Origin of the sequence: Citrobacter sp. HN-141 (assembly GCF_033341895.1) — a bacterium.
Taxonomy (GTDB): Bacteria; Pseudomonadota; Gammaproteobacteria; order Enterobacterales; family Enterobacteriaceae; genus Citrobacter.
Window position 1 is genome coordinate 121717 of the sequence record NZ_JAWPBF010000015.1, and the last position, 22054, is coordinate 143770.

Annotated in this window: 22 protein-coding genes; 8 read left to right on the plus strand and 14 right to left on the minus strand. The window is 51.1% G+C overall.

Annotated elements, in window-relative coordinates; translation table 11 throughout:
* Positions 1-7: 7 nt before the first annotated feature.
* The 9 genes from atpH to asnC all read right to left on the minus strand — a co-directional run bounded on the left by atpH (position 8) and on the right by asnC (position 7174).
* Complete coding sequence (gene atpH / locus RYZ59_RS18240; RefSeq protein WP_005121457.1) at positions 8-541, minus strand: F0F1 ATP synthase subunit delta; 534 nt, start codon at positions 539-541, stop codon at positions 8-10.
* Positions 542-555: 14 nt separating this feature from the next.
* Complete coding sequence (gene atpF, locus RYZ59_RS18245) at positions 556-1026, minus strand: F0F1 ATP synthase subunit B (RefSeq protein WP_040232304.1); 471 nt, start codon at positions 1024-1026, stop codon at positions 556-558.
* A gap of 59 nt (positions 1027-1085) precedes the next feature.
* Complete coding sequence (atpE, locus tag RYZ59_RS18250) at positions 1086-1325, minus strand: F0F1 ATP synthase subunit C (RefSeq protein WP_000429386.1); 240 nt, start codon at positions 1323-1325, stop codon at positions 1086-1088.
* A 46-nt stretch (positions 1326-1371) separates the two neighbouring features.
* Entirely contained in the window at positions 1372-2187 is an 816-nt protein-coding gene (gene atpB, locus RYZ59_RS18255; protein WP_005121454.1) for a F0F1 ATP synthase subunit A, read from the minus strand.
* A gap of 8 nt (positions 2188-2195) precedes the next feature.
* Entirely contained in the window at positions 2196-2576 is a 381-nt protein-coding gene (atpI, locus tag RYZ59_RS18260; protein ID WP_045449005.1) for a F0F1 ATP synthase subunit I, read from the minus strand.
* 615 nt (positions 2577-3191) lie between these two features.
* Complete coding sequence (gene rsmG / locus RYZ59_RS18265) at positions 3192-3815, minus strand: 16S rRNA (guanine(527)-N(7))-methyltransferase RsmG (protein WP_202037335.1); 624 nt, start codon at positions 3813-3815, stop codon at positions 3192-3194.
* A 100-nt stretch (positions 3816-3915) separates the two neighbouring features.
* Positions 3916-5805 carry a tRNA uridine-5-carboxymethylaminomethyl(34) synthesis enzyme MnmG gene (mnmG, locus tag RYZ59_RS18270; protein WP_061066899.1) on the minus strand — a complete coding sequence of 630 codons (1890 nt, stop codon included), beginning with the start codon at positions 5803-5805 and terminating at the stop codon, positions 3916-3918.
* A gap of 372 nt (positions 5806-6177) precedes the next feature.
* Positions 6178-6627, minus strand: a complete 450-nt coding sequence (mioC, locus tag RYZ59_RS18275; protein WP_202037334.1) for an FMN-binding protein MioC — start codon at positions 6625-6627, stop codon at positions 6178-6180.
* Between the two features lie 88 nt (positions 6628-6715).
* Positions 6716-7174 (minus strand): transcriptional regulator AsnC, encoded by a 459-nt coding sequence (gene asnC / locus RYZ59_RS18280; protein WP_003023780.1) that lies wholly within the window; start codon positions 7172-7174, stop codon positions 6716-6718.
* 151 nt (positions 7175-7325) lie between these two features.
* Here asnC and asnA point away from each other — a divergent pair, with 151 nt between their 5' ends.
* Positions 7326-8318 carry an aspartate--ammonia ligase gene (gene asnA / locus RYZ59_RS18285; RefSeq protein WP_005121446.1) on the plus strand — a complete coding sequence of 331 codons (993 nt, stop codon included), beginning with the start codon at positions 7326-7328 and terminating at the stop codon, positions 8316-8318.
* Positions 8319-8322: 4 nt separating this feature from the next.
* Here the strand turns inward: asnA and viaA are convergent, their stop codons facing one another.
* Both viaA and ravA read right to left on the minus strand, forming a co-directional pair.
* Positions 8323-9774, minus strand: a complete 1452-nt coding sequence (viaA, locus tag RYZ59_RS18290) for an ATPase RavA stimulator ViaA (RefSeq protein WP_318049814.1) — start codon at positions 9772-9774, stop codon at positions 8323-8325.
* Complete coding sequence (ravA, locus tag RYZ59_RS18295; protein WP_318049812.1) at positions 9768-11264, minus strand: ATPase RavA; 1497 nt, start codon at positions 11262-11264, stop codon at positions 9768-9770. Before ravA ends, viaA begins: the two co-directional genes overlap by 7 nt.
* Before the next feature lie 331 nt (positions 11265-11595).
* Here ravA and kup point away from each other — a divergent pair, with 331 nt between their 5' ends.
* The 7 genes from kup (at position 11596) to rbsR (ending at position 19542) form a co-directional block, all read left to right on the plus strand.
* Positions 11596-13464, plus strand: coding sequence for a low affinity potassium transporter Kup (gene kup, locus RYZ59_RS18300; protein WP_048213793.1), 1869 nt, complete (start codon positions 11596-11598; stop codon positions 13462-13464).
* 192 nt (positions 13465-13656) lie between these two features.
* Positions 13657-14076 (plus strand): D-ribose pyranase, encoded by a 420-nt coding sequence (gene rbsD, locus RYZ59_RS18305; RefSeq protein ID WP_137381319.1) that lies wholly within the window; start codon positions 13657-13659, stop codon positions 14074-14076.
* A 7-nt stretch (positions 14077-14083) separates the two neighbouring features.
* Complete coding sequence (gene rbsA, locus RYZ59_RS18310; protein ID WP_318049926.1) at positions 14084-15589, plus strand: ribose ABC transporter ATP-binding protein RbsA; 1506 nt, start codon at positions 14084-14086, stop codon at positions 15587-15589.
* A 5-nt stretch (positions 15590-15594) separates the two neighbouring features.
* Positions 15595-16560: a ribose ABC transporter permease gene (rbsC, locus tag RYZ59_RS18315; RefSeq protein WP_318049811.1), complete on the plus strand. Its 966-nt coding sequence runs from the start codon at positions 15595-15597 to the stop codon at positions 16558-16560.
* Positions 16561-16584: 24 nt separating this feature from the next.
* Positions 16585-17475 carry a ribose ABC transporter substrate-binding protein RbsB gene (gene rbsB / locus RYZ59_RS18320; protein WP_003023760.1) on the plus strand — a complete coding sequence of 297 codons (891 nt, stop codon included), beginning with the start codon at positions 16585-16587 and terminating at the stop codon, positions 17473-17475.
* Between the two features lie 141 nt (positions 17476-17616).
* Positions 17617-18546: a ribokinase gene (gene rbsK, locus RYZ59_RS18325; protein WP_137381322.1), complete on the plus strand. Its 930-nt coding sequence runs from the start codon at positions 17617-17619 to the stop codon at positions 18544-18546.
* 3 nt (positions 18547-18549) lie between these two features.
* Positions 18550-19542 carry a ribose operon transcriptional repressor RbsR gene (rbsR, locus tag RYZ59_RS18330; protein WP_318049809.1) on the plus strand — a complete coding sequence of 331 codons (993 nt, stop codon included), beginning with the start codon at positions 18550-18552 and terminating at the stop codon, positions 19540-19542.
* On the opposite strand, the gene mdtD is transcribed toward rbsR, so the two are convergent.
* The 3 genes from mdtD to RYZ59_RS18345 all read right to left on the minus strand — a co-directional run.
* Positions 19508-20935, minus strand: coding sequence for a multidrug transporter subunit MdtD (gene mdtD / locus RYZ59_RS18335; protein WP_318049806.1), 1428 nt, complete (start codon positions 20933-20935; stop codon positions 19508-19510). The genes rbsR and mdtD overlap by 35 nt on opposite strands.
* A gap of 3 nt (positions 20936-20938) precedes the next feature.
* Positions 20939-21643 carry a FadR/GntR family transcriptional regulator gene (locus tag RYZ59_RS18340; protein WP_048213796.1) on the minus strand — a complete coding sequence of 235 codons (705 nt, stop codon included), beginning with the start codon at positions 21641-21643 and terminating at the stop codon, positions 20939-20941.
* Positions 21644-21674: 31 nt separating this feature from the next.
* The coding region (locus RYZ59_RS18345; RefSeq protein WP_318049803.1) for a hypothetical protein at positions 21675-22054 on the minus strand (380 nt) is incomplete at its 5' end.

Genomic DNA, 22054 nt, shown 5'->3' on the forward strand with positions numbered 1-22054 from the left:
AGTCCCCTTAAGACTGCAAGACGTCTGCAAGGCGCTCAAGACGGCCGCGTACGCTGCCATCAATGACCATATCACCCGCACGGATGATTACGCCTGCCATTACAGACTTATCGATTTTGCAATTCAGCTTAACTTTGCGTGACAGACGTTTTTCCATCGCTGCACTAATCTTCGTAAGCTGTTCATCACTCAGTGCATTGGCAGAAGTGACTTCTACCTCAGAGATAGCCTCACTGGCTGCACGCAGGTGAATAAACTGCTCAAGAACATCCGGGAGCGCATTAAGACGGTTATTTTCAGCCATTACCTTAATCAGGTTTTGACCGCTTTCGTCTAACTGCTCACCGCAGATTGCGATAAACGACTCAGCGAGCGTTTCCGGCGCCAGCGCGCCAGAGAGAAGCTCTGCCATTTGTTCGTTCTTCGTCACCTCAGCGGCAAACGTCAGCATATCCTGCCAACGGTCAACGCTTTGGTGCTCAACGGCAAAGTCAAAAGCTGCTTTGGCGTAGGGGCGAGCTACCGTAATAAATTCAGACATCAGCCCCTCCCTCCTTACAGTTCAGCGACAAGTTTGTCCACGATGTCGCTATTAGCAGCTTCATCCACGGAACGTTCGATGATCTTCTCGGCGCCAGCAACAGCCAGGACAGCAACTTGCTTACGCAGCTCTTCGCGAGCACGTTTACGCTCGGCGTCAATTTCCGCCTGCGCTTGTGCCACGATTTTAGTACGTTCCTGCTCTGCTTCAGTTTTAGCTTCGTCCAGGATCTGAGCGCGGCGTTTGTTTGCCTGCTCGATAATTACCTGAGCTTCCGCCTTCGCTTTTTTCAGCTGGTCAGTCGCGCTGGCCTTTGCAAGGTCAAGATCCTTATGTGCTCGTTCAGCAGAAGCAAGACCGTCAGCAATTTCTTTTTGACGTTTTTCGATGGCTGCCATTAATGGCGGCCATACGTACTTCATGCAGAACAGAACGAACAGGACAAACGCGATGGCCTGGCCGAGGATTGTTGCGTTAAGATTCACAGCACAATGCCTCTATCTAGTTAACGTTCTGATATTGCTCTTAATTCAAGCAACGCTTACTACGCGACAGCGAACATCACGTACAGACCCAGACCTACAGCGATCATCGGGATAGCATCCACCAGACCCATAACGATAAAGAACTGAGTACGCAGCAGAGGAATCAGATCAGGTTGACGCGCTGCGCCTTCCAGGAATTTACCCCCGAGGATGCCGATACCGATCGCAGCACCGATTGCCGCCAGACCCATCATCACAGCGGCAGCCATGTACAGCAGATCCATATTCAGGTTTTCCATGACAGTCTCCAGTTTGTTTCAGTTAAAACGTAGTAGTGTTGGTAAATTAATGCTCTTCAGACGCCATCGACAGATAGACAATCGTCAGAACCATGAAGATGAAGGCTTGCAGCGTGATAATCAGTATGTGGAAAATGGCCCACGGCACATTCAGAATCCACTGTGACCACCACGGCAACAGACCAGCAATCAGAATGAAAATCAGCTCACCAGCGTACATGTTGCCGAACAGTCGCAGACCAAGAGAAACTGGTTTGGACAGCAGGCTTACCCCTTCAAGGATTAAGTTGACAGGAATGAACGCCCAGTGATTGAACGGCTGCAGCGTCAACTCTTTCGCGAAGCCGCCGATGCCTTTCATTTTGATGCTGTAGAACAGAATCAGGATAAACACGCCCAGTGCCATCGACAGGGTGATGTTTACGTCCGCAGACGGAACTACGCGCAGCGCCGGCAGGCCCAGTATATGCTCAGCAATATACGGCAGCAGGTCGATTGGCAGTAAATCCATCAGGTTCATCAGGAAGACCCAGACGAAGATCGTCAGGGCAAGCGGTGCGATAACCTTGCTCTTGCCATGGTACATGTCTTTGACACTGCCATGAACAAAGCCGATTACCAGCTCAATCGCGGTCTGAAATTTCCCTGGTACGCCGCTGGTTGCCTTTTTGGCCACGCTACGGAACATAAGCAGGAACAACAGACCCAGCACCACCGAGAAGAACATGGAGTCAATATTGAGCGTCCAGAAGGTGGCTGGGGGGTTATGCGGATCTACCAGCGAGAAAGTACGCAGGTCCAACTGAAGGTTATTCAGATGGTGCCCTATGTATTCCTGCGGCGTCATATTTTCAGAAGCCATGATGCCTTTTACCCTTTGTTGTTAATTACAGCCGGTGCCAGTATCTGAACCACCAGCACCAAAACCCACGTAACGATCAGCGGTAAGAACACCGCCTTCAAAACCGCCAACGCCACCACAAGCAAAACCAGCATCGCTAACACCTTGAAGGCTTCGCCGAAAGCGAACGACCAGGCCACTCGGCCCTTTGCTGGTGTATGTGCCTGGTGACGCCAGGCAAATATCATAAACAACATATTAGGCAGTAACACTGCCAATCCTCCGCACAATGCGGAGATGCCCCAGAAAGGGTCTTTGAGGCTAAACAGCAATCCACTTGCTATTACCGCCAGAAGCTGTGTGAGCAAAAGCTTACGAGCAACGTTTCGACTCAAGAGCGACATAGACATCACGTTTTTACTCCTGCTCCCTTCGAGGTATGCCGCGTGTCGTATAAAACGTTCTTTATGGCTTAGAGTCAAGCATCAAAAAGCGGTCAAATTATACGGTGCGGCTTCGTGATTTCAAACAATAAGTAGCTAAAAAGTGAATAAATGTTTAAATATTTTTCTCCAGGCCACATTTATTACTTTTCGGCAAACTGTGAACGATCATGCAAAACTGCAAATACCGCGTAAACACTGGCGATAAAGCGTGCACCAGATCACATATTGAACATATTCACCTTCGCACAATTAATTTACGTGGCAAATGATGCCTTTTCATCTTTTTGATATTTAAGCGTAAAAACCGTCACTATTTTAGAAATAGACCCTAACAACAAAAAAACCGCTCATTGACATTTATAATAAATAATTAACACAAAACGGTGATTCTTAGATTCTATTTTTAGCAGACTGATATTTTCACTGTTGACTTGTTTCTCTTTTAACAAAAAACGGTACGTTATAGTTATGATGCAAAACAGTAAGGCAGAGGTGAAATTTAACACCACCATCTCCCCCTATAACCTTCGGTATTTAACACCTGAAGGCCCACTTTTTTTCTGTTTTTTTTGATAAATATTAAATTTTGTTTGGCTTAATAACCACCAAATGACGCTCACCATCCAGTTGTGGAACCCGTAATTTTACAACTGATTCTACGCTGAACGCCGCAGGCAGTGTGGCGATCTCATCTTCCGGTAGTTGCCCTTTTAAAGCATAAAAACGCCCGTTTTGACCAGGTAAATGGTGGCACCAGCTCAACATGTCGTTAAGAGAGGCAAAAGCACGACTTATCACGCCATCAAAAGGTGGCTCGGAAGGGAATTCTTCTACCCTGCTTTGCACTGGAGTGACGTTATCCAGTTTAAGTTCATGTTGTACCTGACGCAGAAAGCGTACGCGTTTTCCCAGGCTATCCAGCAGAGTAAAATGCGCCTCAGGACGCACGATAGAAAGAGGAATTCCTGGTAAGCCCGGTCCCGTGCCGACATCAATAAAACGCTCGCCCTGCAGATGGGGGGCGACAACAATGCTGTCCAGAATATGGCGCACCAGCATTTCGTTGGGATCCCGCACCGATGTCAGGTTGTACGCTTTATTCCATTTGTGCAACATATCGACATACGCAATCAGCTGATTTTTCTGGTGATCGGTAAGAGAAATACCAGCATCAGCCAGCAGACGAGAGAGTTTGTTGAGCACGGTCATTACCTGTTAATAATCAATTACCCGCTACGCTATCGCATATCGGGTCGACAAATTTGCAGGGCGGGTAAGTGAAGCCCCCGCCCAAATAGAGTGACTAAGCGCTACGGCGCAGCATACCTTGTTTTTTCAGCCAAACCAGCAGAATGGAGATGGCGGCAGGCGTGACACCAGAAATGCGCGATGCTTGACCGATTGACACCGGTTTGTGATCGTTCAACTTGGCAATAACTTCATTCGACAAACCGGAAACCTGACGATAATCCAGAGTCGCAGGCAGCAACGTGTTCTCGTTACGCTGTTGTCTTTCGATTTCATCCTGCTGACGGGCGATATAACCTTCGTACTTAACCTGAATCTCAACCTGTTCAGCCGCCTGAGGATCATCAAGCGCTGGTGCAAATACAGACAATGACGTCAGCTGTGCATAGGTCATGTCCGGACGACGCAGCAGATCTTCACCACTGGCCTCGCGTGACAGAGGCGTTGCCAGGTGCGCATTCACTTCCGCGGCAGATTCAGCAAGCGGGTTCACCCAGGTCGATTTCAGACGCTGGCGTTCTTGTTCGATGCGTTCCAGTTTTTCATTGAAGCGCGCCCAACGTTCATCCCCCACCAGACCCAGTTCACGACCAATTTCGGTCAGACGGAGATCGGCGTTATCTTCGCGCAGCATCAAACGGTATTCTGCGCGCGAAGTAAACATGCGGTACGGTTCTTTGGTACCCAGCGTACATAGGTCATCCACCAGCACACCAAGATAGGCCTGAGAACGCGCAGGTGCCCACCCCTCTTTGTCAGCGGACAAGCGTGCGGCGTTCAGACCCGCCAGCAAACCTTGCGCAGCGGCTTCTTCGTAACCGGTTGTACCGTTAATCTGACCGGCAAAGAACAGACCCTGAATGAACTTGCTTTCCAGAGTGGGCTTCAGATCGCGTGGATCGAAGAAATCATACTCAATAGCATAGCCAGGACGGACAATTTTGGCATTTTCCATCCCCTGCATAGAGCGGACAATTTGCATCTGCACGTCAAACGGCAGGCTGGTGGAAATACCGTTCGGGTAAATTTCGTTAGACGTCAGTCCTTCCGGTTCAAGGAAGATCTGGTGCTGGTTCCTGTCGGCAAAGCGCATCACTTTGTCTTCGATCGACGGGCAGTAACGTGGGCCGATACCTTCGATCACGCCAGCATACATCGGGCTACGATCGAGGTTATTACGGATCACGTCATGGGTTTTCTCGTTAGTATGCGTGATGTAGCACGGCATCTGGCGTGGATGTTGAGAAACATCGCCAAGGAACGAAAAGACCGGCATCGGGTTATCGCTGTTTTGCTGGCCAAGTACGCTGAAATCGATGGTACGCGCATCGATACGCGGCGGTGTACCGGTTTTCAGACGGCTAACGCGCAGCGGTAGCTCACGCAGGCGACGTGACAGTGGGATAGACGGCGGATCGCCAGCACGGCCACCGCTGTAGTTGTCCAGACCAATGTGAATTTTCCCGTCGAGGAAGGTCCCCACGGTTAATACGACCGCTTTGGCACGGAACTTCAGACCCATCTGAGTCACCGCACCGACAACACGATCGTTTTCAACAATCAGATCTTCAACCGCTTGTTGGAAGATCATCAGATTAGGCTGGTTCTCCAACGCGGTACGTACCGCCTGACGGTAGAGCACGCGATCCGCCTGAGCACGGGTGGCGCGAACGGCCGGGCCTTTGCTGGCGTTTAGTATCCTAAACTGGATACCGGCATGGTCAATTGCGGTTGCCATCAGGCCGCCAAGCGCATCCACTTCTTTTACCAGGTGTCCCTTCCCAATGCCGCCAATCGCCGGGTTGCAGCTCATCTGTCCCAGAGTGTCGATATTGTGTGTCAACAGCAGGGTCTGCTGACCCATTCGCGCCGCGGCCATTGCGGCCTCGGTGCCTGCATGACCCCCGCCAATGATGATGACGTCAAAAGGATCCTGATAAAACATGGTAATTGCCTCGCATAACGCGGTGTGAAAATGGATTGAAGCCCGGGCCGTGGATTCTACTCAACTTTAGTCGATGGAGAAAGACCTCGGATCCTGGGTATTAAAAAGAAGATCTTTTTATTTAGAGATCTGTTTTATTGTGATCTCTTATTAGGATCGCAACTATCTGTGGATAAGGGCGATCCTTTGAATAAGATCAACGGGTTGTAGAGGATCATTAGCTGTGAATGATCGGTGATCCTGGTCCGTATAAGCTGGGATCAGAATGAAGGGTTATACACAACTCAAAAACTGAACAACAGTTATTCTTTGGATAACTACCGGTTGATCCAAGCTTTTAACCAGAGTTATCCACATAAAAAAGTACGATCTTTACAAATCTCTGAGCAATGGATGCCAGGATCTCAACCAAATTTCAGCCGGATCTTCCGGAATCTCATGTTCCAGTACGTTGATCCTGAGCGTTTCACCGATCTGTTTCGCCCCGCAGGCCTTCAGTTCAGCTTCCAGCTTGTCAATCGCACCGCAGAACGTGTCATATTCGCGGCTACCAATGCCGATGGCACCAAAGCGTACCTGCGAAAGATCCGGTTTCTGCTCGCGCAATGTGTCATATAAAGGTTGCAGGTTATCAGGAATGTCTCCTGCACCGTGCGTTGAGCTGATTACCAGCCAAATCCCTTGAGTTGGAACCTCGTCGAGCATCGGTCCATGCAGTATTTCGCTGGAAAAACCGGCGTCATCCAGCTTTTCCGCCAGATGCTCTGCTACATATTCCGCACTGCCAAGCGTGCTGCCGCTGATAAGAGTGATATCTGCCATTGATCGCTACCTCGATGAAGAGGCAGCATTGTACGCTGTGAGCGAGTTGGGATCTACCTGTGGAAAACCAGGGGATTAAAAAAAGCGCTCAGGGCTTGATGGTACGCATGATCGGATTCTGCAAGACGATCAAGGTTTCAGTGGACTGAATTTCATCAATTGTTTGGATCTTGTTGATAAGTACCTGTTGCAGGGCATCGATTGATTTACACATCACCTTAATAAAGATGCTGTAGTGCCCGGTGGTGTAATACGCCTCGGTCACTTCATCGAGACTTTCCAGCCTGGCCAGCGCTGACGGATAGTCTTTCGCACTTTTCAGGATAATGCCGATAAAGCAGCCGACGTCATAACCCAGTTGTTTTGGACTGACATCAATACGTGCGCCGGTAATAATCCCAGCCTGCTTCATCTTTTCAACGCGCACGTGGATTGTCCCTGGGCTGACGCCGAACTGTTTGGCTAATTCTGCGTAGGCGGTACGGGCATTTTCCATCAGGGCGTCAAGAATGCCGCGGTCCAGATTGTCGATCTGATAATTTTCCATAGGTTTTTCTTATGTAGATTAATGATTCACTCTATTTTAGACGTTAATTTTAACGAATCAAAATCTAAGTCGGCTTTTTGTTTGTTGATTATTGAATATTACCCTCATTCTGTTGCTTAATCATAGGCAACAGGACACAGGAGTAAACATAATGAAAACCGCTTACATTGCCAAACAACGTCAAATTAGCTTCGTGAAATCTCATTTCTCTCGTCAACTGGAGGAGCGTTTAGGTCTGATCGAAGTTCAGGCTCCGATCCTCAGCCGCGTAGGAGATGGCACGCAGGATAACTTGTCTGGCTGTGAAAAAGCGGTGCAGGTGAAAGTGAAAGCATTACCAGACGCTCAGTTCGAAGTGGTTCATTCACTGGCGAAGTGGAAGCGTCAAACGCTGGGACAACACGACTTCAGCGCGGGCGAGGGGCTGTACACGCATATGAAAGCCCTGCGTCCGGATGAGGACCGTCTCTCTCCGCTTCACTCGGTCTATGTTGACCAGTGGGACTGGGAGCGCGTTATGGGTGACGGTGAGCGTCAATTCTCCACTCTGAAAAGCACAGTAGAGGCTATCTGGGCGGGAATTAAGGCAACCGAAGCTGCGGTAAGCAAAGAATTTGGTCTGGCACCGTTCCTGCCAGAGCAGATCCACTTTGTGCATAGCCAGGAGCTGTTATCTCGCTACCCGGATCTTGATGCTAAAGGTCGTGAACGTGCGATCGCAAAAGAGCTGGGCGCGGTGTTCCTGGTCGGGATCGGCGGCAAACTTAGCGACGGTCACCGTCATGACGTTCGTGCTCCGGATTATGATGACTGGAGTTCCGCTTCCGAGCTTGGCCATGCTGGTCTGAACGGTGATATCCTGGTGTGGAACCCTGTTCTGGAAGATGCGTTTGAACTGTCTTCGATGGGGATCCGCGTGGATGCCGATGCGCTGAAACACCAGCTTGCTCTGACCGGTGATGAAGATCGCCTGAGTCTGGAGTGGCACCAGGCGCTGTTGCGTGGCGAAATGCCGCAGACCATTGGTGGCGGTATTGGGCAGTCACGCCTGACGATGCTGCTGCTGCAGTTGCCGCACATTGGCCAGGTTCAGTGCGGTGTGTGGCCTGCACAGGTCCGTGAAAGCGTCGCTTCTTTGCTGTAAAAAATTAACGCCGCCAGCGTCTGAGCAGGCGGCTTCGCATCCCGGTATCAAAGCGCCAGATATGATCGAAAATGCGCATGATGCCGGGTTTGCCGTGTGCTGACATCGCGACCGCATGAAAACGGTGCTGATGTACCCGCTGTAATTCCCCCACTTTGTTGACAACCTCATCGGGTAATCGCTGGGCGATAAAATCCGAAATCACCACCGCATCGGCATCAAACCATTCCCGACCTTGCATACGTTCAATAATGGCGCGAAAACAGCTGGCAATGTCCGTACCGCCGCGAAAACGCTGGCTTAAAAAACGGATTGCCTGCTCAATGCCTTCCGGACCGGATAGCTCATAGCGCACGACTTCTGTCGAAAATAACATGATGAAACAGCGGCGGTTATCGGCGAGAGCCACGCGCATCAGTGCGAGGCAAAAGGCTTTCGCACACTGTTCGTTAAATCCGCCCATCGATCCCGAGGTATCGACACAGACAATAAACGGTCCACGAGGCTGCTCGTCAAAATCCTGGTGGATAACCGGCCGCTCCGTGACTTTCTCGCGCCAGGCTTCTCCATGCAGGCGGTATGTCAGGAGCTGTTTTTCCACCAGCCGCCGATAGAACTCATATTCCAGTTCGGTAATACCTAATGTGGCCAGTTCGGGGGGGAGTAAACGCAGGATATCATCACTTTGTTGAATGCCATCCACCTGCTCCGGGACGGTAGCCGGTTCACGCACCAGCGTACGGAATGTTTCCATTGGCGCGTCTTTACGCGGCACGGATTTCGCTTCTCTGGAGCGCCCCAACTGTTCGGCTAGTCGCTGAAGTTCGGGTTGTTGCGTCAGGAACTCACCGTATTTCACCATCAGCTGATAATCACCGCGCTTGATTTGGCCTGCGCTCATGTCCCACAAACGACCCGCTGCGTTGTCATTTTCCGCCAGCACAGGTTCCAGTTGGCCACTGAACGTCATCCGTTCCTGCACTTCACTGAGCAACTGTTCGCGTTCTTCTTCCAGTAGCTGCTGATTCAGCGTTGTGGTTTGCACCACCAGGCTCAGGCGCCAGCGCTGGAGAAATAGTGTATGCAGTGCAGGCGTAAACGTACTGTTGTCATCGACCAGTTGCTGCGCTTGCCCAGCCCATGGTGAGTGGAGTCGGTGCAGGAGCGCTAAGATTTGCGGCAGTTGGACGATAAACTGCGGAGTGGAGAGGAGCTGACTTTGCTGGTAGCACGTAACCTCTTCTGTGAGCTCCGGCGGTACATGGGTATCTTTGAGGCGGCTACGTAACGCTTCACGCCAGCGGGGGACATCGTCAGTAATCGCTTTTTTTAGCCGGGGAAATTTTTTGAAAAAGACCGCCATCTGCGGGGAAGCCAGCAGTGCGATGATCATCTCTTCGATCATCCCCTCTTCGCCGACCGCCAGCATGATATTCAGCGTATCAAGGGTCAGCATTGTTGTGCCTGTCGGATCTGCGTACCGACGTCCTGCAGGCTGGCTTCAATGCGGCCTAACCAGTCACTATGGATAAACAGACATTTTTGCTGTTCACTAAATTCGCTGTGCTGCTGGTGCCATTCGTTGTCGAGCGCTTCAAGCTGCTGTTTTATCTCACTGGGCATGCCTTCTTCTGATGTACCGGGTAACGCCAGTCGAGAACCCTGTAAGCTGACGTCGCGTACGACCAGGTGCTGAGCGCTGTCGACTTCCATATTCAGCGTCTGGGCAAATCCGATACCGTTTAATTTTCCGCGGATCTCGCCGCCTTTAGTCAGCCATAGCTCCAGAGCGCCGCGTTCAAAGGCAATATGGATAACGTCCATATCATGCAGCTTTAAGGGCTTTTGCAGCAGTAATGTCACGACTGAAGATGTGGCTTCCGGCGGTAAATCATAATGAGGACGGCGGCTGAACATGCCGCCCTGACGAATTACCGTGAAGGCCGTTTTATCACTTTGCTGTTGCTGTAGCTGGATGCGGCGCTGCATTATTGCCCCAAGGCGCGTCAACATTGTCTGCTGCTGCCAGGCGTGCCCGGTCATCAATATTTCGATTTGTTGCTGCATCAGATTCAGGCTTTGCGCGTCGTACCACAGGCAATCTTTCAGCAGAATAAGATCGATTGGTGCAACGGCATCGCGTCCGCTAAAGAAGGCGCTGGCCTGCAACAGGCGGATTGCCTTTTTCCAACGACGGTCAGAGACGTAAGGGGCGTTCGGTAGCGCATCCAGTTGCTGGCGCAGGGTGAAAATCAATTCAAATACACGATCGGGGAGCGTGATTTTGCCAATGTCTTTTTGCCACTGGTAGTACTCTTCGTCCGTCACTTGTAATGTTGTTGGAACGGGGTTGTCACTTTCATCCTGCTGGCTTAGCAGCATGGAGCGGAAGTTGGCCTTGTCCTGGACTTTATCCAGCCACAGGCGAATCAGCATACGGTCGTACAATGCTTCCAGGCTGCTGTCCGCTTCAGGTAGTTCGTTGGAGGCCGCGACCAGCAGGCGCATCGGGATTTTCTCCTCGTGTGCGCCGTTGCGGAAGTGGCGTTCGTTAATGGCGGTCAGCAGGGTGTTGAGAATGGCCGGGCCTGCTTTCCAGATTTCATCAAGAAAAACAATTTCGGCTTCAGGAAGATAGCCTGCTGTTAAGCGTTCGTAGCGACCTTCATCTTTAAGCGCCTGAATGGATAGCGGGCCAAAGACCTCTTCAGGTGTCGAGAAGCGCGTCATCAGATATTCGAAAGCACGGGCATTTTTAAAGGCAAACTTCAGTCGGCGAGCGATTAAGCTTTTCGCGATCCCTGGAGGGCCTAATAAGAAGACGCTCTCGCCGCTGAGCGCGGCCAGCAGACAAAGGCGAATGGCGTGACTACGTTCATAAAGTCCCTTTTCCAGCGCATTGCTCAGACGGGAAATTCTTTCCGCTAATAAATGTGGGTGAGCCATAATGAAGTGGCGTCCTTTCGCCAAATGTACCGCGTTAAACAGCGAGTATAGATGTTTAGCCCCTGGGCTGTAATAGACTGAAGGCGCGTTTATTTTTCTTTGAGCCAGATTAATCTGGTCTCATTTAGGGGTACGATTTTGCGATTAATCGTGCATACTGTGCGCCTTTTTGTGGGCCAAGGGACGACGCACACATTTCTTATATATACACCATATCAATCAAGCTGCACCAAGGCGGCAATGGAGTTATTCCCTGGGATGGGCGGAATAACGAATGCAGCCAACGCGGAGGTAGCCTGAACGATGATGTGTATAAACGAAAGACGAGTCTATGAGCACTGATAATAAGCAATCATTGTCTGCGATTACCCTCGCGGCCATTGGGGTTGTCTACGGTGATATTGGTACCAGCCCACTTTATACGCTTCGTGAATGTTTGTCCGGGCAGTTTGGTTTTGGCGTTGAACGTGATGCCGTGTTTGGTTTTCTCTCGCTGATTTTCTGGCTGCTGATCCTGGTTGTTTCCGTTAAATATCTGTCATTTGTTATGCGTGCTGATAACGCCGGGGAAGGCGGGATCCTGACGCTGATGTCGTTGGCCGGGCGTAATACGTCGGCGCGAACGACCTCGATGCTGGTGATTATGGGATTGATTGGCGGCAGCTTTTTCTATGGCGAGGTGGTGATTACGCCAGCCATTTCGGTGATGTCGGCGATTGAAGGTCTGGAGATTATTGCTCCACAGCTGGATACCTGGATTGTTCCTCTCTCTATTATCGTACTTACCCTGCTGTTTTTGATTCAAAAACACGGTACCGGCATGGTCGGTAAGCTGTTTGCGCCGATTATGCTGATATGGTTCCTGGTACTTGCCGTGCTGGGTGTACGCAGCATTATTGCGAATCCGGAAGTGTTGCATGCCCTAAATCCGTATTGGGCTGTTCATTTCTTCCTGGAATTCAAAACGCTGTCCTTTATTGCGCTGGGCGCGGTGGTGCTGTCGATTACCGGTGTTGAAGCGTTGTATGCGGATATGGGCCACTTCGGTAAGCTACCGATTCGCCTGGCATGGTTCTCCGTCGTATTGCCTTCGCTGGTGTTGAATTATTTTGGTCAGGGTGCGTTGCTGTTAAAGCATCCCGAAGCGATCAAAAACCCGTTCTTCCTGCTGGCACCGGACTGGGCGCTGATTCCGCTGCTGATCCTTGCCGCGCTGGCAACGGTTATCGCCTCTCAGGCGGTGATCTCCGGTGTATTCTCACTGACACGCCAGGCTGTGCGTCTGGGGTATTTATCGCCGATGCGGATTATCCATACTTCAGAAATGGAATCGGGTCAGATCTATATTCCTTTCGTAAACTGGATGCTTTATTTCGCCGTGGTTATCGTGATCGTGAGCTTTGAGCACTCCAGTAATCTGGCTGCTGCGTACGGTATTGCGGTAACGGGAACGATGGTACTGACGTCCATTCTGTCGACGACCGTGGCGCGGCAAAACTGGCACTGGAATAAATACTTCGTCTTCCTGATCCTGGTTGCGTTCCTGTGCATCGATGTTCCGTTGTTCTCTGCAAACCTCGATAAGCTCGTTTCAGGCGGCTGGTTGCCGCTCTCGCTGGGTCTGGTGATGTTCACGATTATGACGACCTGGAAAAGTGAACGCTTCCGTCTGCTGCGTCGTATGCATGAGCACGGTAACTCTCTGGAGGCGATGATTGCCTCGCTGGAGAAATCCCCACCGGTGCGCGTGCCAGGAACGGCGGTGTATATGTCCCGTGCGTTGAACGTCATCCCGTTTGCGCTGCTGCATAATCTCAAACACAACAAAGTGTTGCATGAACGCGTTATTCTGCTGACGTTGCGCACTGAAGACGCACCCTATGTACACAATGTACGTAGAGTGCAGATTGAGCAACTGTCGCCTACCTTCTGGCGCGTGGTGGCCAGTTATGGCTGGCGTGAAACGCCAAACGTTGAGGAAGTGTTCCACCGCTGTGGTTTGGAAGGCTTAAGTTGCCGGATGATGGAAACCTCCTTCTTTATGTCGCATGAGTCGCTGATTGTTGGTAAACGGCCATGGTATCTGCGCCTGCGCGGTAAGCTGTATTTGCTGTTGCAGCGTAACGCGCTACGTGCGCCGGACCAGTTTGAAATTCCGCCAAACCGGGTGATTGAACTCGGTACTCAGGTCGAGATTTAATGTTGTTGACGCCCTCTTTCATCGTGAAAGGGGGCGTTTTGTTTGACCCCTCTCAGTTTTCTTTTCATCTCATGATAATCCTTGCGAAACGTTTCAATGGCGATCACATTTTCGTAACCTCGCGGTGGTTTTCTGTGCACCCTTCAGATTAAACTTATCGTCAGCGAAACGTTTCGCTAGTGGGGAAAGTAAATGAAGAAAGGCACGGTACTCAACTCTGAAATTTCATCGGTGATCTCCCGTCTGGGGCATACCGATACGCTGGTGGTATGTGATGCGGGTTTACCTATCCCGAATAGCACAGCCCGTATCGATATGGCATTAACCCAGGGCGTACCTTCTTTTATGCAGGTGCTGGATGTGGTCACACGTGAAATGCAGGTCGAGGCGGCCATTCTCGCGACGGAAATTAAACAACATAATCCGCAACTCCACGAAACGTTGCTCAACCACATTGAGCAACTGCAACAACACCAGGGAAACACCATAGAAATTCGTTACACCACGCATGAACATTTCAAAAAACAAACCGCAGACAGTCAGGCGGTAATTCGCAGCGGAGAGTGTTCTCCGTATGCGAATATTATTCTTTGTGCTGGCGTCACGTTCTGAGGCCATCATGAACGCATTACTGCAACTCAAAGGGATCGACAAAGCGTTCCCCGGCGTAAAAGCGCTATCTGGCGCCGCATTGAATGTCTATCCTGGTCGCGTAATGGCGCTGGTAGGCGAAAACGGCGCGGGCAAATCCACCATGATGAAAGTCCTGACCGGCATCTATACCCGTGATGCCGGTTCTTTATTATGGTTGGGGAAAGAAACCACCTTCAACGGCCCAAAATCCTCCCAGGAAGCCGGGATTGGCATTATTCACCAGGAGCTGAACCTGATCCCGCAACTCACCATCGCTGAGAACATTTTTCTTGGCCGTGAGTTTGTAAATCGCTTTGGCAAAATAGACTGGAAGAAGATGTATGCCGAAGCCGATCTGCTGCTCGCCAAACTCAATCTGCGCTTTAAAAGCGACAGGCTGGTGGGTGAGTTGTCGATTGGCGATCAGCAGATGGTTGAAATTGCCAAAGTGCTGAGCTTTGAATCGAAGGTCATCGTGATGGATGAACCGACCGACGCCCTTACCGATACCGAAACCGAATCTCTGTTCCGCGTGATCCGCGAACTTAAATCGCAGGGGCGTGGCATCGTCTATATCTCCCACCGTATGAAAGAGATCTTCGAGATTTGCGATGACGTGACCGTTTTCCGCGACGGGCAGTTTATTGCCGAGCGTGAAGTTGCCTCGTTAACTGAAGATTCGCTGATTGAAATGATGGTGGGACGTAAGCTGGAAGATCAGTACCCGCGTCTGGATAAAGCGCCGGGTGATGTACGCCTGAAAGTCGATAACCTGTGCGGCCCAGGGGTGAGCAGTGTTTCATTCACGCTGCGCAAAGGCGAGATCCTTGGGGTATCGGGCCTGATGGGGGCCGGGCGAACCGAATTGATGAAAGTCCTGTACGGTGCACTGCCGCGTACCAGCGGTTACGTCACACTGGATGGCCATGAAGTTGTCACCCGTTCGCCGCAGGATGGTCTGGCTAACGGTATCGTCTATATTTCTGAAGACCGTAAACGCGATGGTTTAGTGCTGGGCATGTCGGTGAAAGAGAATATGTCATTGACCGCGTTGCGCTATTTCAGCCGTGCCGGCGGAAGCCTGAAGCATAAAGATGAGCAGCAGGCGGTAGGTGATTTTATTCGTCTGTTCAATGTGAAAACGCCATCGATGGAACAGGCTATCGGCCTGCTTTCTGGTGGTAACCAGCAAAAAGTGGCGATTGCACGCGGCCTGATGACCCGACCAAAAGTGCTGATCCTCGATGAGCCAACACGCGGCGTTGATGTTGGCGCCAAGAAAGAAATCTATCAGCTTATCAACCAGTTTAAGGCCGATGGGCTGAGCATCATTCTGGTCTCTTCTGAGATGCCAGAAGTGTTGGGCATGAGCGATCGAATTATCGTTATGCATGAAGGGCATCTCGGCGGTGAGTTCACTCGCGAGCAGGCCACTCAGGAAGTATTAATGGCTGCCGCTGTGGGCAAGCTTAATCGCGTGAATCAGGAGTAAAAAAGATGACAACCCAGGCTGTTTCTGGTCGCCGTTATTTCACTAAAGCATGGCTTCTGGAGCAAAAGTCGCTCATCGCTCTGTTAGTGCTGATTGCGATTGTTTCCACCATGAGCCCGAACTTTTTTACTGTTAATAACCTGTTCAATATTCTCCAGCAAACGTCGGTAAACGCCATTATGGCCGTTGGCATGACGCTGGTCATCCTGACGTCGGGTATCGATCTGTCCGTCGGTTCCCTGCTGGCGCTCACCGGTGCGGTTGCTGCTTCCGTTGTAGGAATTGAAGTCAACGCGCTGGTCGCCGTCGCGGCAGCATTGGCGCTGGGCGCTGCTGTTGGTGCGTTAACCGGGGTGATTGTCGCAAAAGGTCGCGTACAGGCATTTATCGCCACGCTGGTGATGATGCTGCTGCTGCGTGGTGTGACGATGGTGTACACCAATGGGAGTCCGGTAAATACCGGCTTTACCGACAATGCCGATCTGTTTGGCTGGTTTGGTATTGGTCGTCCGTTAGGCGTCCCGACGCCGGTGTGGATTATGGGGATTGTCTTCCTGGCGGCGTGGTACATGCTGCATCACACCCGTCTGGGCCGATATATCTATGCGCTGGGTGGTAACGAAGCGGCAACGCGTCTGTCTGGTATCAGCGTCAGTAAAATCAAAATCATCGTTTATTCACTCTGTGGGCTGCTGGCTTCGCTGGCGGGCATCATTGAAGTGGCGCGTCTTTCCTCTGCACAACCCACGGCGGGTACCGGCTACGAGCTGGATGCTATTGCAGCGGTGGTGTTAGGCGGTACCAGCCTGGCGGGCGGTAAAGGACGAATTGTTGGGACGCTGATCGGCGCATTGATTCTTGGTTTCCTCAATAATGGTTTGAATTTGTTAGGTGTATCCTCCTATTACCAGATGATCGTCAAAGCGGTGGTGATTTTGCTGGCGGTACTGGTAGACAACAAAAAGCAGTAACAACGATTACAGGACATCTTAAATATGAACATGAAAAAACTGGCTACCCTGGTTTCTGCTGTTGCGCTGAGCGCCACCGTGAGCGCGAATGCGATGGCGAAAGATACCATTGCGCTGGTGGTCTCCACGCTTAATAACCCGTTCTTTGTCTCCCTGAAAGATGGCGCGCAAAAAGAGGCGGATAAGCTGGGCTACAACCTGGTGATTCTGGATTCACAGAATAACCCGGCGAAAGAACTGGCAAACGTTCAGGACCTCACGGTTCGTGGAACAAAAATACTGCTGATTAACCCGACGGACTCCGATGCTGTGGGTAACGCTGTGAAGATGGCTAACCAGGCGAAGATTCCGGTTATCACTCTCGACCGCGTAGCGTCTAAAGGTGAAGTGGTAAGCCATATTGCGTCTGATAACGTGCTGGGCGGCAAAATTGCGGGTGATTACATCGCGAAAAAAGCCGGTGAAGGCGCGAAAGTTATCGAACTGCAGGGCATTGCCGGAACGTCCGCGGCGCGTGAGCGTGGCGAAGGTTTCCAGCAGGCCGTTGCGGCACACAAATTTAACGTACTGGCCAGCCAGCCGGCAGACTTCGACCGTACCAAAGGCCTGAACGTCATGCAGAACCTGCTGACCGCACATCCTGATGTGCAGGCGGTATTTGCCCAGAACGATGAAATGGCGCTGGGTGCATTGCGCGCACTGCAAACTGCGGGTAAATCTGATGTGATGGTGGTTGGATTTGACGGCACACCTGATGGCGAAAAAGCAGTAAATGATGGCAAACTGGCTGCGACTATTGCTCAGTTGCCGGATCAGATTGGCGCGAAAGGCGTTGAGACTGCGGATAAAGTCCTGAAAGGCGAGAAGGTTCAGGCTAAATATCCGGTTGACCTGAAGCTGGTCATCAAGCAGTAATACCGATTCAGGTCGCTCGTGGCCTGATGGAGACATAAATACGCCATCGTTAGACCTGGTTCTGAAGATGAAAGCGTAAAAAGAAAAGCAGGGCACGCGCCACCCTAACCCGGTGGCGCACTTTGACTTGGAATACCTAACATGAAAACCGCAGGCAACCTCGTTGTTCTTGGCAGCATTAATGCCGATCACATCCTCAACCTTAACTCTTTCCCGACACCGGGTGAAACCGTAACCGGTAGTCAATATCAGGTGGCGTTTGGCGGTAAAGGCGCGAATCAGGCGGTTGCTGCAGGGCGTAGTGGCGCGAATATCGCGTTCATTGCCTGTACGGGTGATGACGATATTGGCGAAAGTGTTCGTAAACAGTTAGCCCGCGATAATATTGATATTGCCCCGATTAGCGTTATTTCGGGTGAATCGACCGGTGTGGCGTTGATTTTTGTGAATGCCGAAGGTGAGAACGTTATCGGTATTCATGCCGGCGCGAATGCTGCTCTTTCTCCGGCGTTAGTAGAAGCACAGCGTGACCGTATTGCTCAGGCGTCTGCGTTACTGATGCAATTAGAATCACCGATCGAAAGCGTGTTGGCTGCGGCAAAGATAGCGCAGCAAAACAAGACTACGGTTGCCCTGAATCCGGCCCCGGCACGTGAACTATCTGACGAGCTGCTGGCGCTGGTGGATATTATTACCCCAAATGAAACCGAAGCTGAAAAGCTGACGGGGATCCGGGTAGAAAACGATGAAGATGCAGCTAAAGCGGCGCAGGCATTGCACGCGAAGGGTATTCATACTGTACTGATTACCCTGGGAAGTCGCGGTGTTTGGGCCAGCGTAAACGGTGAAGGTCGTCGTGTGCCCGGGTTTAAAGTGGATGCTGTTGATACTATCGCTGCCGGAGATACCTTTAACGGCGCGTTAATCACAGCGTTACTGGAAGAGACTCCGCTATCGGAAGCCATCCGTTTTGCACATGCTGCCGCGGCGATTGCGGTCACACGTAAAGGTGCACAGCCTTCCGTTCCATGGCGTGAAGAAATCGAAGCGTTTTTAAGTCAACAGAGGTAACGCTTGGCTACAATGAAGGACGTTGCCCGCCTGGCGGGTGTTTCCACGTCGACGGTTTCTCACGTCATTAATAAAGATCGCTTTGTCAGTGAAGCGATCACTGACAAAGTTGATGCGGCGATCAAAGCGCTTAACTATGCGCCTTCCGCGTTGGCGCGTAGTCTCAAACTGAATCAGACCCGCACTATTGGCATGTTAATCACAGCCAGTACCAATCCCTTTTATTCTGAGCTGGTTCGTGGTGTTGAACGTAGCTGCTTTGAGCGCGGTTACAGCCTGGTGTTGTGCAACACCGAAGGTGATGAGCAGCGTATGAACCGTAATCTGGAAACGTTGATGCAAAAGCGGGTAGACGGCTTGCTACTGCTCTGCACGGAAACACATCAGCCTTCCAAAGAAATCATGCAGCGTTACCCTTCTATACCCACTGTTATGATGGACTGGTCGCCTTTTGATGGTGAAAGCGATCTGATTCAGGATAACTCCCTGTTAGGTGGGGATTTAGCCACCCAGCACCTTATCGAAAAAGGGTTTACGCGCATTGCCTGCATCACGGGCCCTCTGGATAAAACACCGGCGCGTCTGCGTCTGGAAGGGTATCGTGCGGCAATGAAGCGTGCAGGGCTGGCTATCCCGGACGGTTACGAGATCACCGGTGACTTCGAGTTTGGCGGTGGGTTTGAAGCTATGCAAACGCTGTTGTCGCATAAAGACCGCCCACAGGCTGTTTTTACCGGCAATGATGCGATGGCGGTTGGAGCATATCAGGCTTTATATCAGTCTGGATTGCGTATCCCGCAGGATATGGCGGTAGTCGGTTATGATGACATAGAACTGGCGCGCTATATGACGCCGCCGCTGACAACTATTCACCAACCGAAAGATGAGTTGGGCGAACTGGCCATTGATGTGTTAATCCACCGTATGGCACAGCCCGCATTGCAGCAGCAGCGCTTGCAGCTTACTCCTGTTCTGATGGCGCGGGGGTCGGTTTAGGCTTGTGCCGCTCTTTGATCAGATTGCGCCCATCTTTGGCTCTTAACAGCATAAACATCAGCGCCGATACGACGGTGATCGCGCCCATTGTAATAAAGGTATAGTGGAACTGTTCGACCGTATTGGTTCCTTCCATACCTTCGTAGATACGCAGAACCGCGGCACTGATGGCAACCCCTAAACTAATAGACAGCTGCTGCGTAACGGCTAAAACGCTGTTGCCGCTGCTGGCGTTCTCATCAGTCAAATCTGCCAGGGTAATGGTATTCATCGAGGTAAACTGGGTGGACATCGCCATACCTAAAATGAACAGTGGCAGGATTAGCATCCAGACCGGCATGGCTGGGGACTGCAACGAGAACTGTGCAATCATCAGGCCGATGAACACCGTAACACCTACCAGTGTGGTCCGGTAGCCGAGTTTGCGCAGAACCTGCGTCACCATGGATTTTGCCAGAATTGAACCCAACGCCGTTGGCGCCATCATGCAACCGGCTATCAGAGCCGGATATCCAAAGCCTACCTGCAACATGAGCGGCATTAAGAAGGGCACACACCCTGTACCCAGGCGAGTGGCGAGGTTTCCGGCGATGCCAACAGAAAATGTCCGAGTCTTAAATATCGGAAGCGATATCAGCGGCGTTGGGTGGCGACGCGCATGGCGAATATAGGCGAGTAGTAACAACACACTGGCAAGAATAATACCGAGTGCGACCCAGGTCTCGACAAGCTTCTCACCGAACAATTCAACACCGCTGGAAAACAGCACCAGGCTTAGACCAAAGAGAAAGAAACCGGTCATATCGAAGCCGCGGCGTGGTGTGGTGAAGTTCGGCATATATTTGCGGGCATAGAAGATACCGGCGATGCCGATGGGAATATTAATCAGAAAGATCCAGTGCCAACTGGCCCACGTTACCAGCACGCCACCCAGTACCGGACCTAAAATCGGTCCAACAAGACCGGGCATGGTCACGAAATTAAGCACAGGGAGCAGCTCGCTGCGTGGGTAAGCACGCAATAATGCCAGACGGGCAACAGGCATCATCATTGCGCCACCGATACCCTGTATCACGCGGAAAACCACCAGTTCACTTAATGAGCTGGAAAGTGCACAAGCCAACGATCCCAACGTAAACAGGCTAACGGCAATCATAAATACGCGCCGGGTCCCGAATCTGTCAGCCAACCATCCACTCACCGGGATCAGCATAGCGACGGTCAGGGTATAGCTGATAATGGCTGATTGCATGGCAAGCGGGGAGCGGTTAAGACTATGTGCTATTGCGGGTAAGGCTGTGTTGAGAATAGTGGCATCTAATGCCTGCATAAAAAAGGCCATGGCGGCTATCCATGGCAATCCAGCCATACTGCGCGATTTCTTTTCTGACATAGATTATTTATCCGGGAGCTCGTTTGGGGCTATCAGTAATGCCTGACAAGCGGCAAAGGCGCGTTCGCCATCGCTATCTTCTATTGCATCGACAATGGCCTGGTGCAAATCCAGCTTGACCACATCGTTATAGGTAATCGACGTAAAGTAGGTCTGATAAACGGAATGGAACAATGATGCGAAGGATATCAGGAATGGATTCGCGCTCATTTCATAAATGTGCTCATGCCAGGCAATATCAACTTCAATCCAACGTTCGCGTCTGAAGTTTCTTTTCAGCTCGACCATCTCTTCCATTAATGTATTGAGATGGGCTTTCTGCTCTGCCGTACCAATCGTCGCCGCCAGCGAACACGCCTGAGGCTCCAGGCTAATACGCATCACCAGAAAGTGTTTAATGACCTGTGGGAAATTATCTTCCGTCATCCACCAGGTGAGCAGCTCCTGATCGAGGAAGTTCCAATTTGCCTGCGGCATAACGCGTGTACCAATGCGTGGGCGCGGTAATACCATACCTTTAGCCGTTAATGTCTTAACTGCTTCCCTTACCGCAGTTCGGCTCACGCCAAACTGATCGCCCAGCTCAATTTCACCTGGCAGGATGGCGCCGGGTGCATATTCACCTTTTAATATTCTCTGAGCCAGCTTTTCTGCCAGAACATAGGAAAGATTCTTTTGGGCAGCTATCTGTTGGGCATTTAAAGGCATGAATGTTCTTCCTTACGCTTTTTCTTATTCATTAGTATGCCATCAGGGAGTGTGATTGCGGCTGCAAAAACGGCAAATTGCTTATTTTATGGCATGTTAATGGTGGTTTTGGTGAAAAAACACGCATTCGGAAAGTTATTTCAAATTTCCCCTTGTCAGCCTGAAATAACTCCCTATAATGCGCCTCCACTGACACGGAACAACGGATTACAAGCCGCCGGGTCAGCGGGGTTCCACTGAGAACTCTGGCGAAGAAAGCGAAATTAAATGCTTGACTTCGTGGCGGGATGGCGTAATATGCACACCCCGCGCCGCTGAGAAAAAGCGAAGCGGCACTGCTCTTTAACAATTTATCAGACAATCTGTGTGGGCACTCGAAGATACGGATTCTTAACGTCGCAAGACGAAAAA

Bases quoted from the DNA above. Each gene is read 5' to 3' on its own strand.
- atpH (WP_005121457.1), bottom strand. From the start codon at position 541: ATGTCTGAATTTATTACGGTAGCTCGCCCCTACGCCAAAGCAGCTTTT.
- atpE (WP_000429386.1), bottom strand. From the start codon at position 1,325: ATGGAAAACCTGAATATGGATCTGCTGTACATGGCTGCCGCTGTGATG.
- atpB (WP_005121454.1), bottom strand. From the start codon at position 2,187: ATGGCTTCTGAAAATATGACGCCGCAGGAATACATAGGGCACCATCTG.
- atpI (WP_045449005.1), bottom strand. From the start codon at position 2,576: ATGTCTATGTCGCTCTTGAGTCGAAACGTTGCTCGTAAGCTTTTGCTC.
- mnmG (WP_061066899.1), bottom strand. From the start codon at position 5,805: ATGTTTTATCAGGATCCTTTTGACGTCATCATCATTGGCGGGGGTCAT.
- mioC (WP_202037334.1), bottom strand. From the start codon at position 6,627: ATGGCAGATATCACTCTTATCAGCGGCAGCACGCTTGGCAGTGCGGAA.
- asnC (WP_003023780.1), bottom strand. From the start codon at position 7,174: ATGGAAAATTATCAGATCGACAATCTGGACCGCGGCATTCTTGACGCC.
- asnA (WP_005121446.1), top strand. From the start codon at position 7,326: ATGAAAACCGCTTACATTGCCAAACAACGTCAAATTAGCTTCGTGAAA.
- viaA (WP_318049814.1), bottom strand. From the start codon at position 9,774: ATGCTGACCCTTGATACGCTGAATATCATGCTGGCGGTCGGCGAAGAG.
- ravA (WP_318049812.1), bottom strand. From the start codon at position 11,264: ATGGCTCACCCACATTTATTAGCGGAAAGAATTTCCCGTCTGAGCAAT.
- kup (WP_048213793.1), top strand. From the start codon at position 11,596: ATGAGCACTGATAATAAGCAATCATTGTCTGCGATTACCCTCGCGGCC.
- rbsD (WP_137381319.1), top strand. From the start codon at position 13,657: ATGAAGAAAGGCACGGTACTCAACTCTGAAATTTCATCGGTGATCTCC.
- rbsA (WP_318049926.1), top strand. From the start codon at position 14,084: ATGAACGCATTACTGCAACTCAAAGGGATCGACAAAGCGTTCCCCGGC.
- rbsC (WP_318049811.1), top strand. From the start codon at position 15,595: ATGACAACCCAGGCTGTTTCTGGTCGCCGTTATTTCACTAAAGCATGG.
- rbsB (WP_003023760.1), top strand. From the start codon at position 16,585: ATGAACATGAAAAAACTGGCTACCCTGGTTTCTGCTGTTGCGCTGAGC.
- rbsK (WP_137381322.1), top strand. From the start codon at position 17,617: ATGAAAACCGCAGGCAACCTCGTTGTTCTTGGCAGCATTAATGCCGAT.
- mdtD (WP_318049806.1), bottom strand. From the start codon at position 20,935: ATGTCAGAAAAGAAATCGCGCAGTATGGCTGGATTGCCATGGATAGCC.
- RYZ59_RS18340 (WP_048213796.1), bottom strand. From the start codon at position 21,643: ATGCCTTTAAATGCCCAACAGATAGCTGCCCAAAAGAATCTTTCCTAT.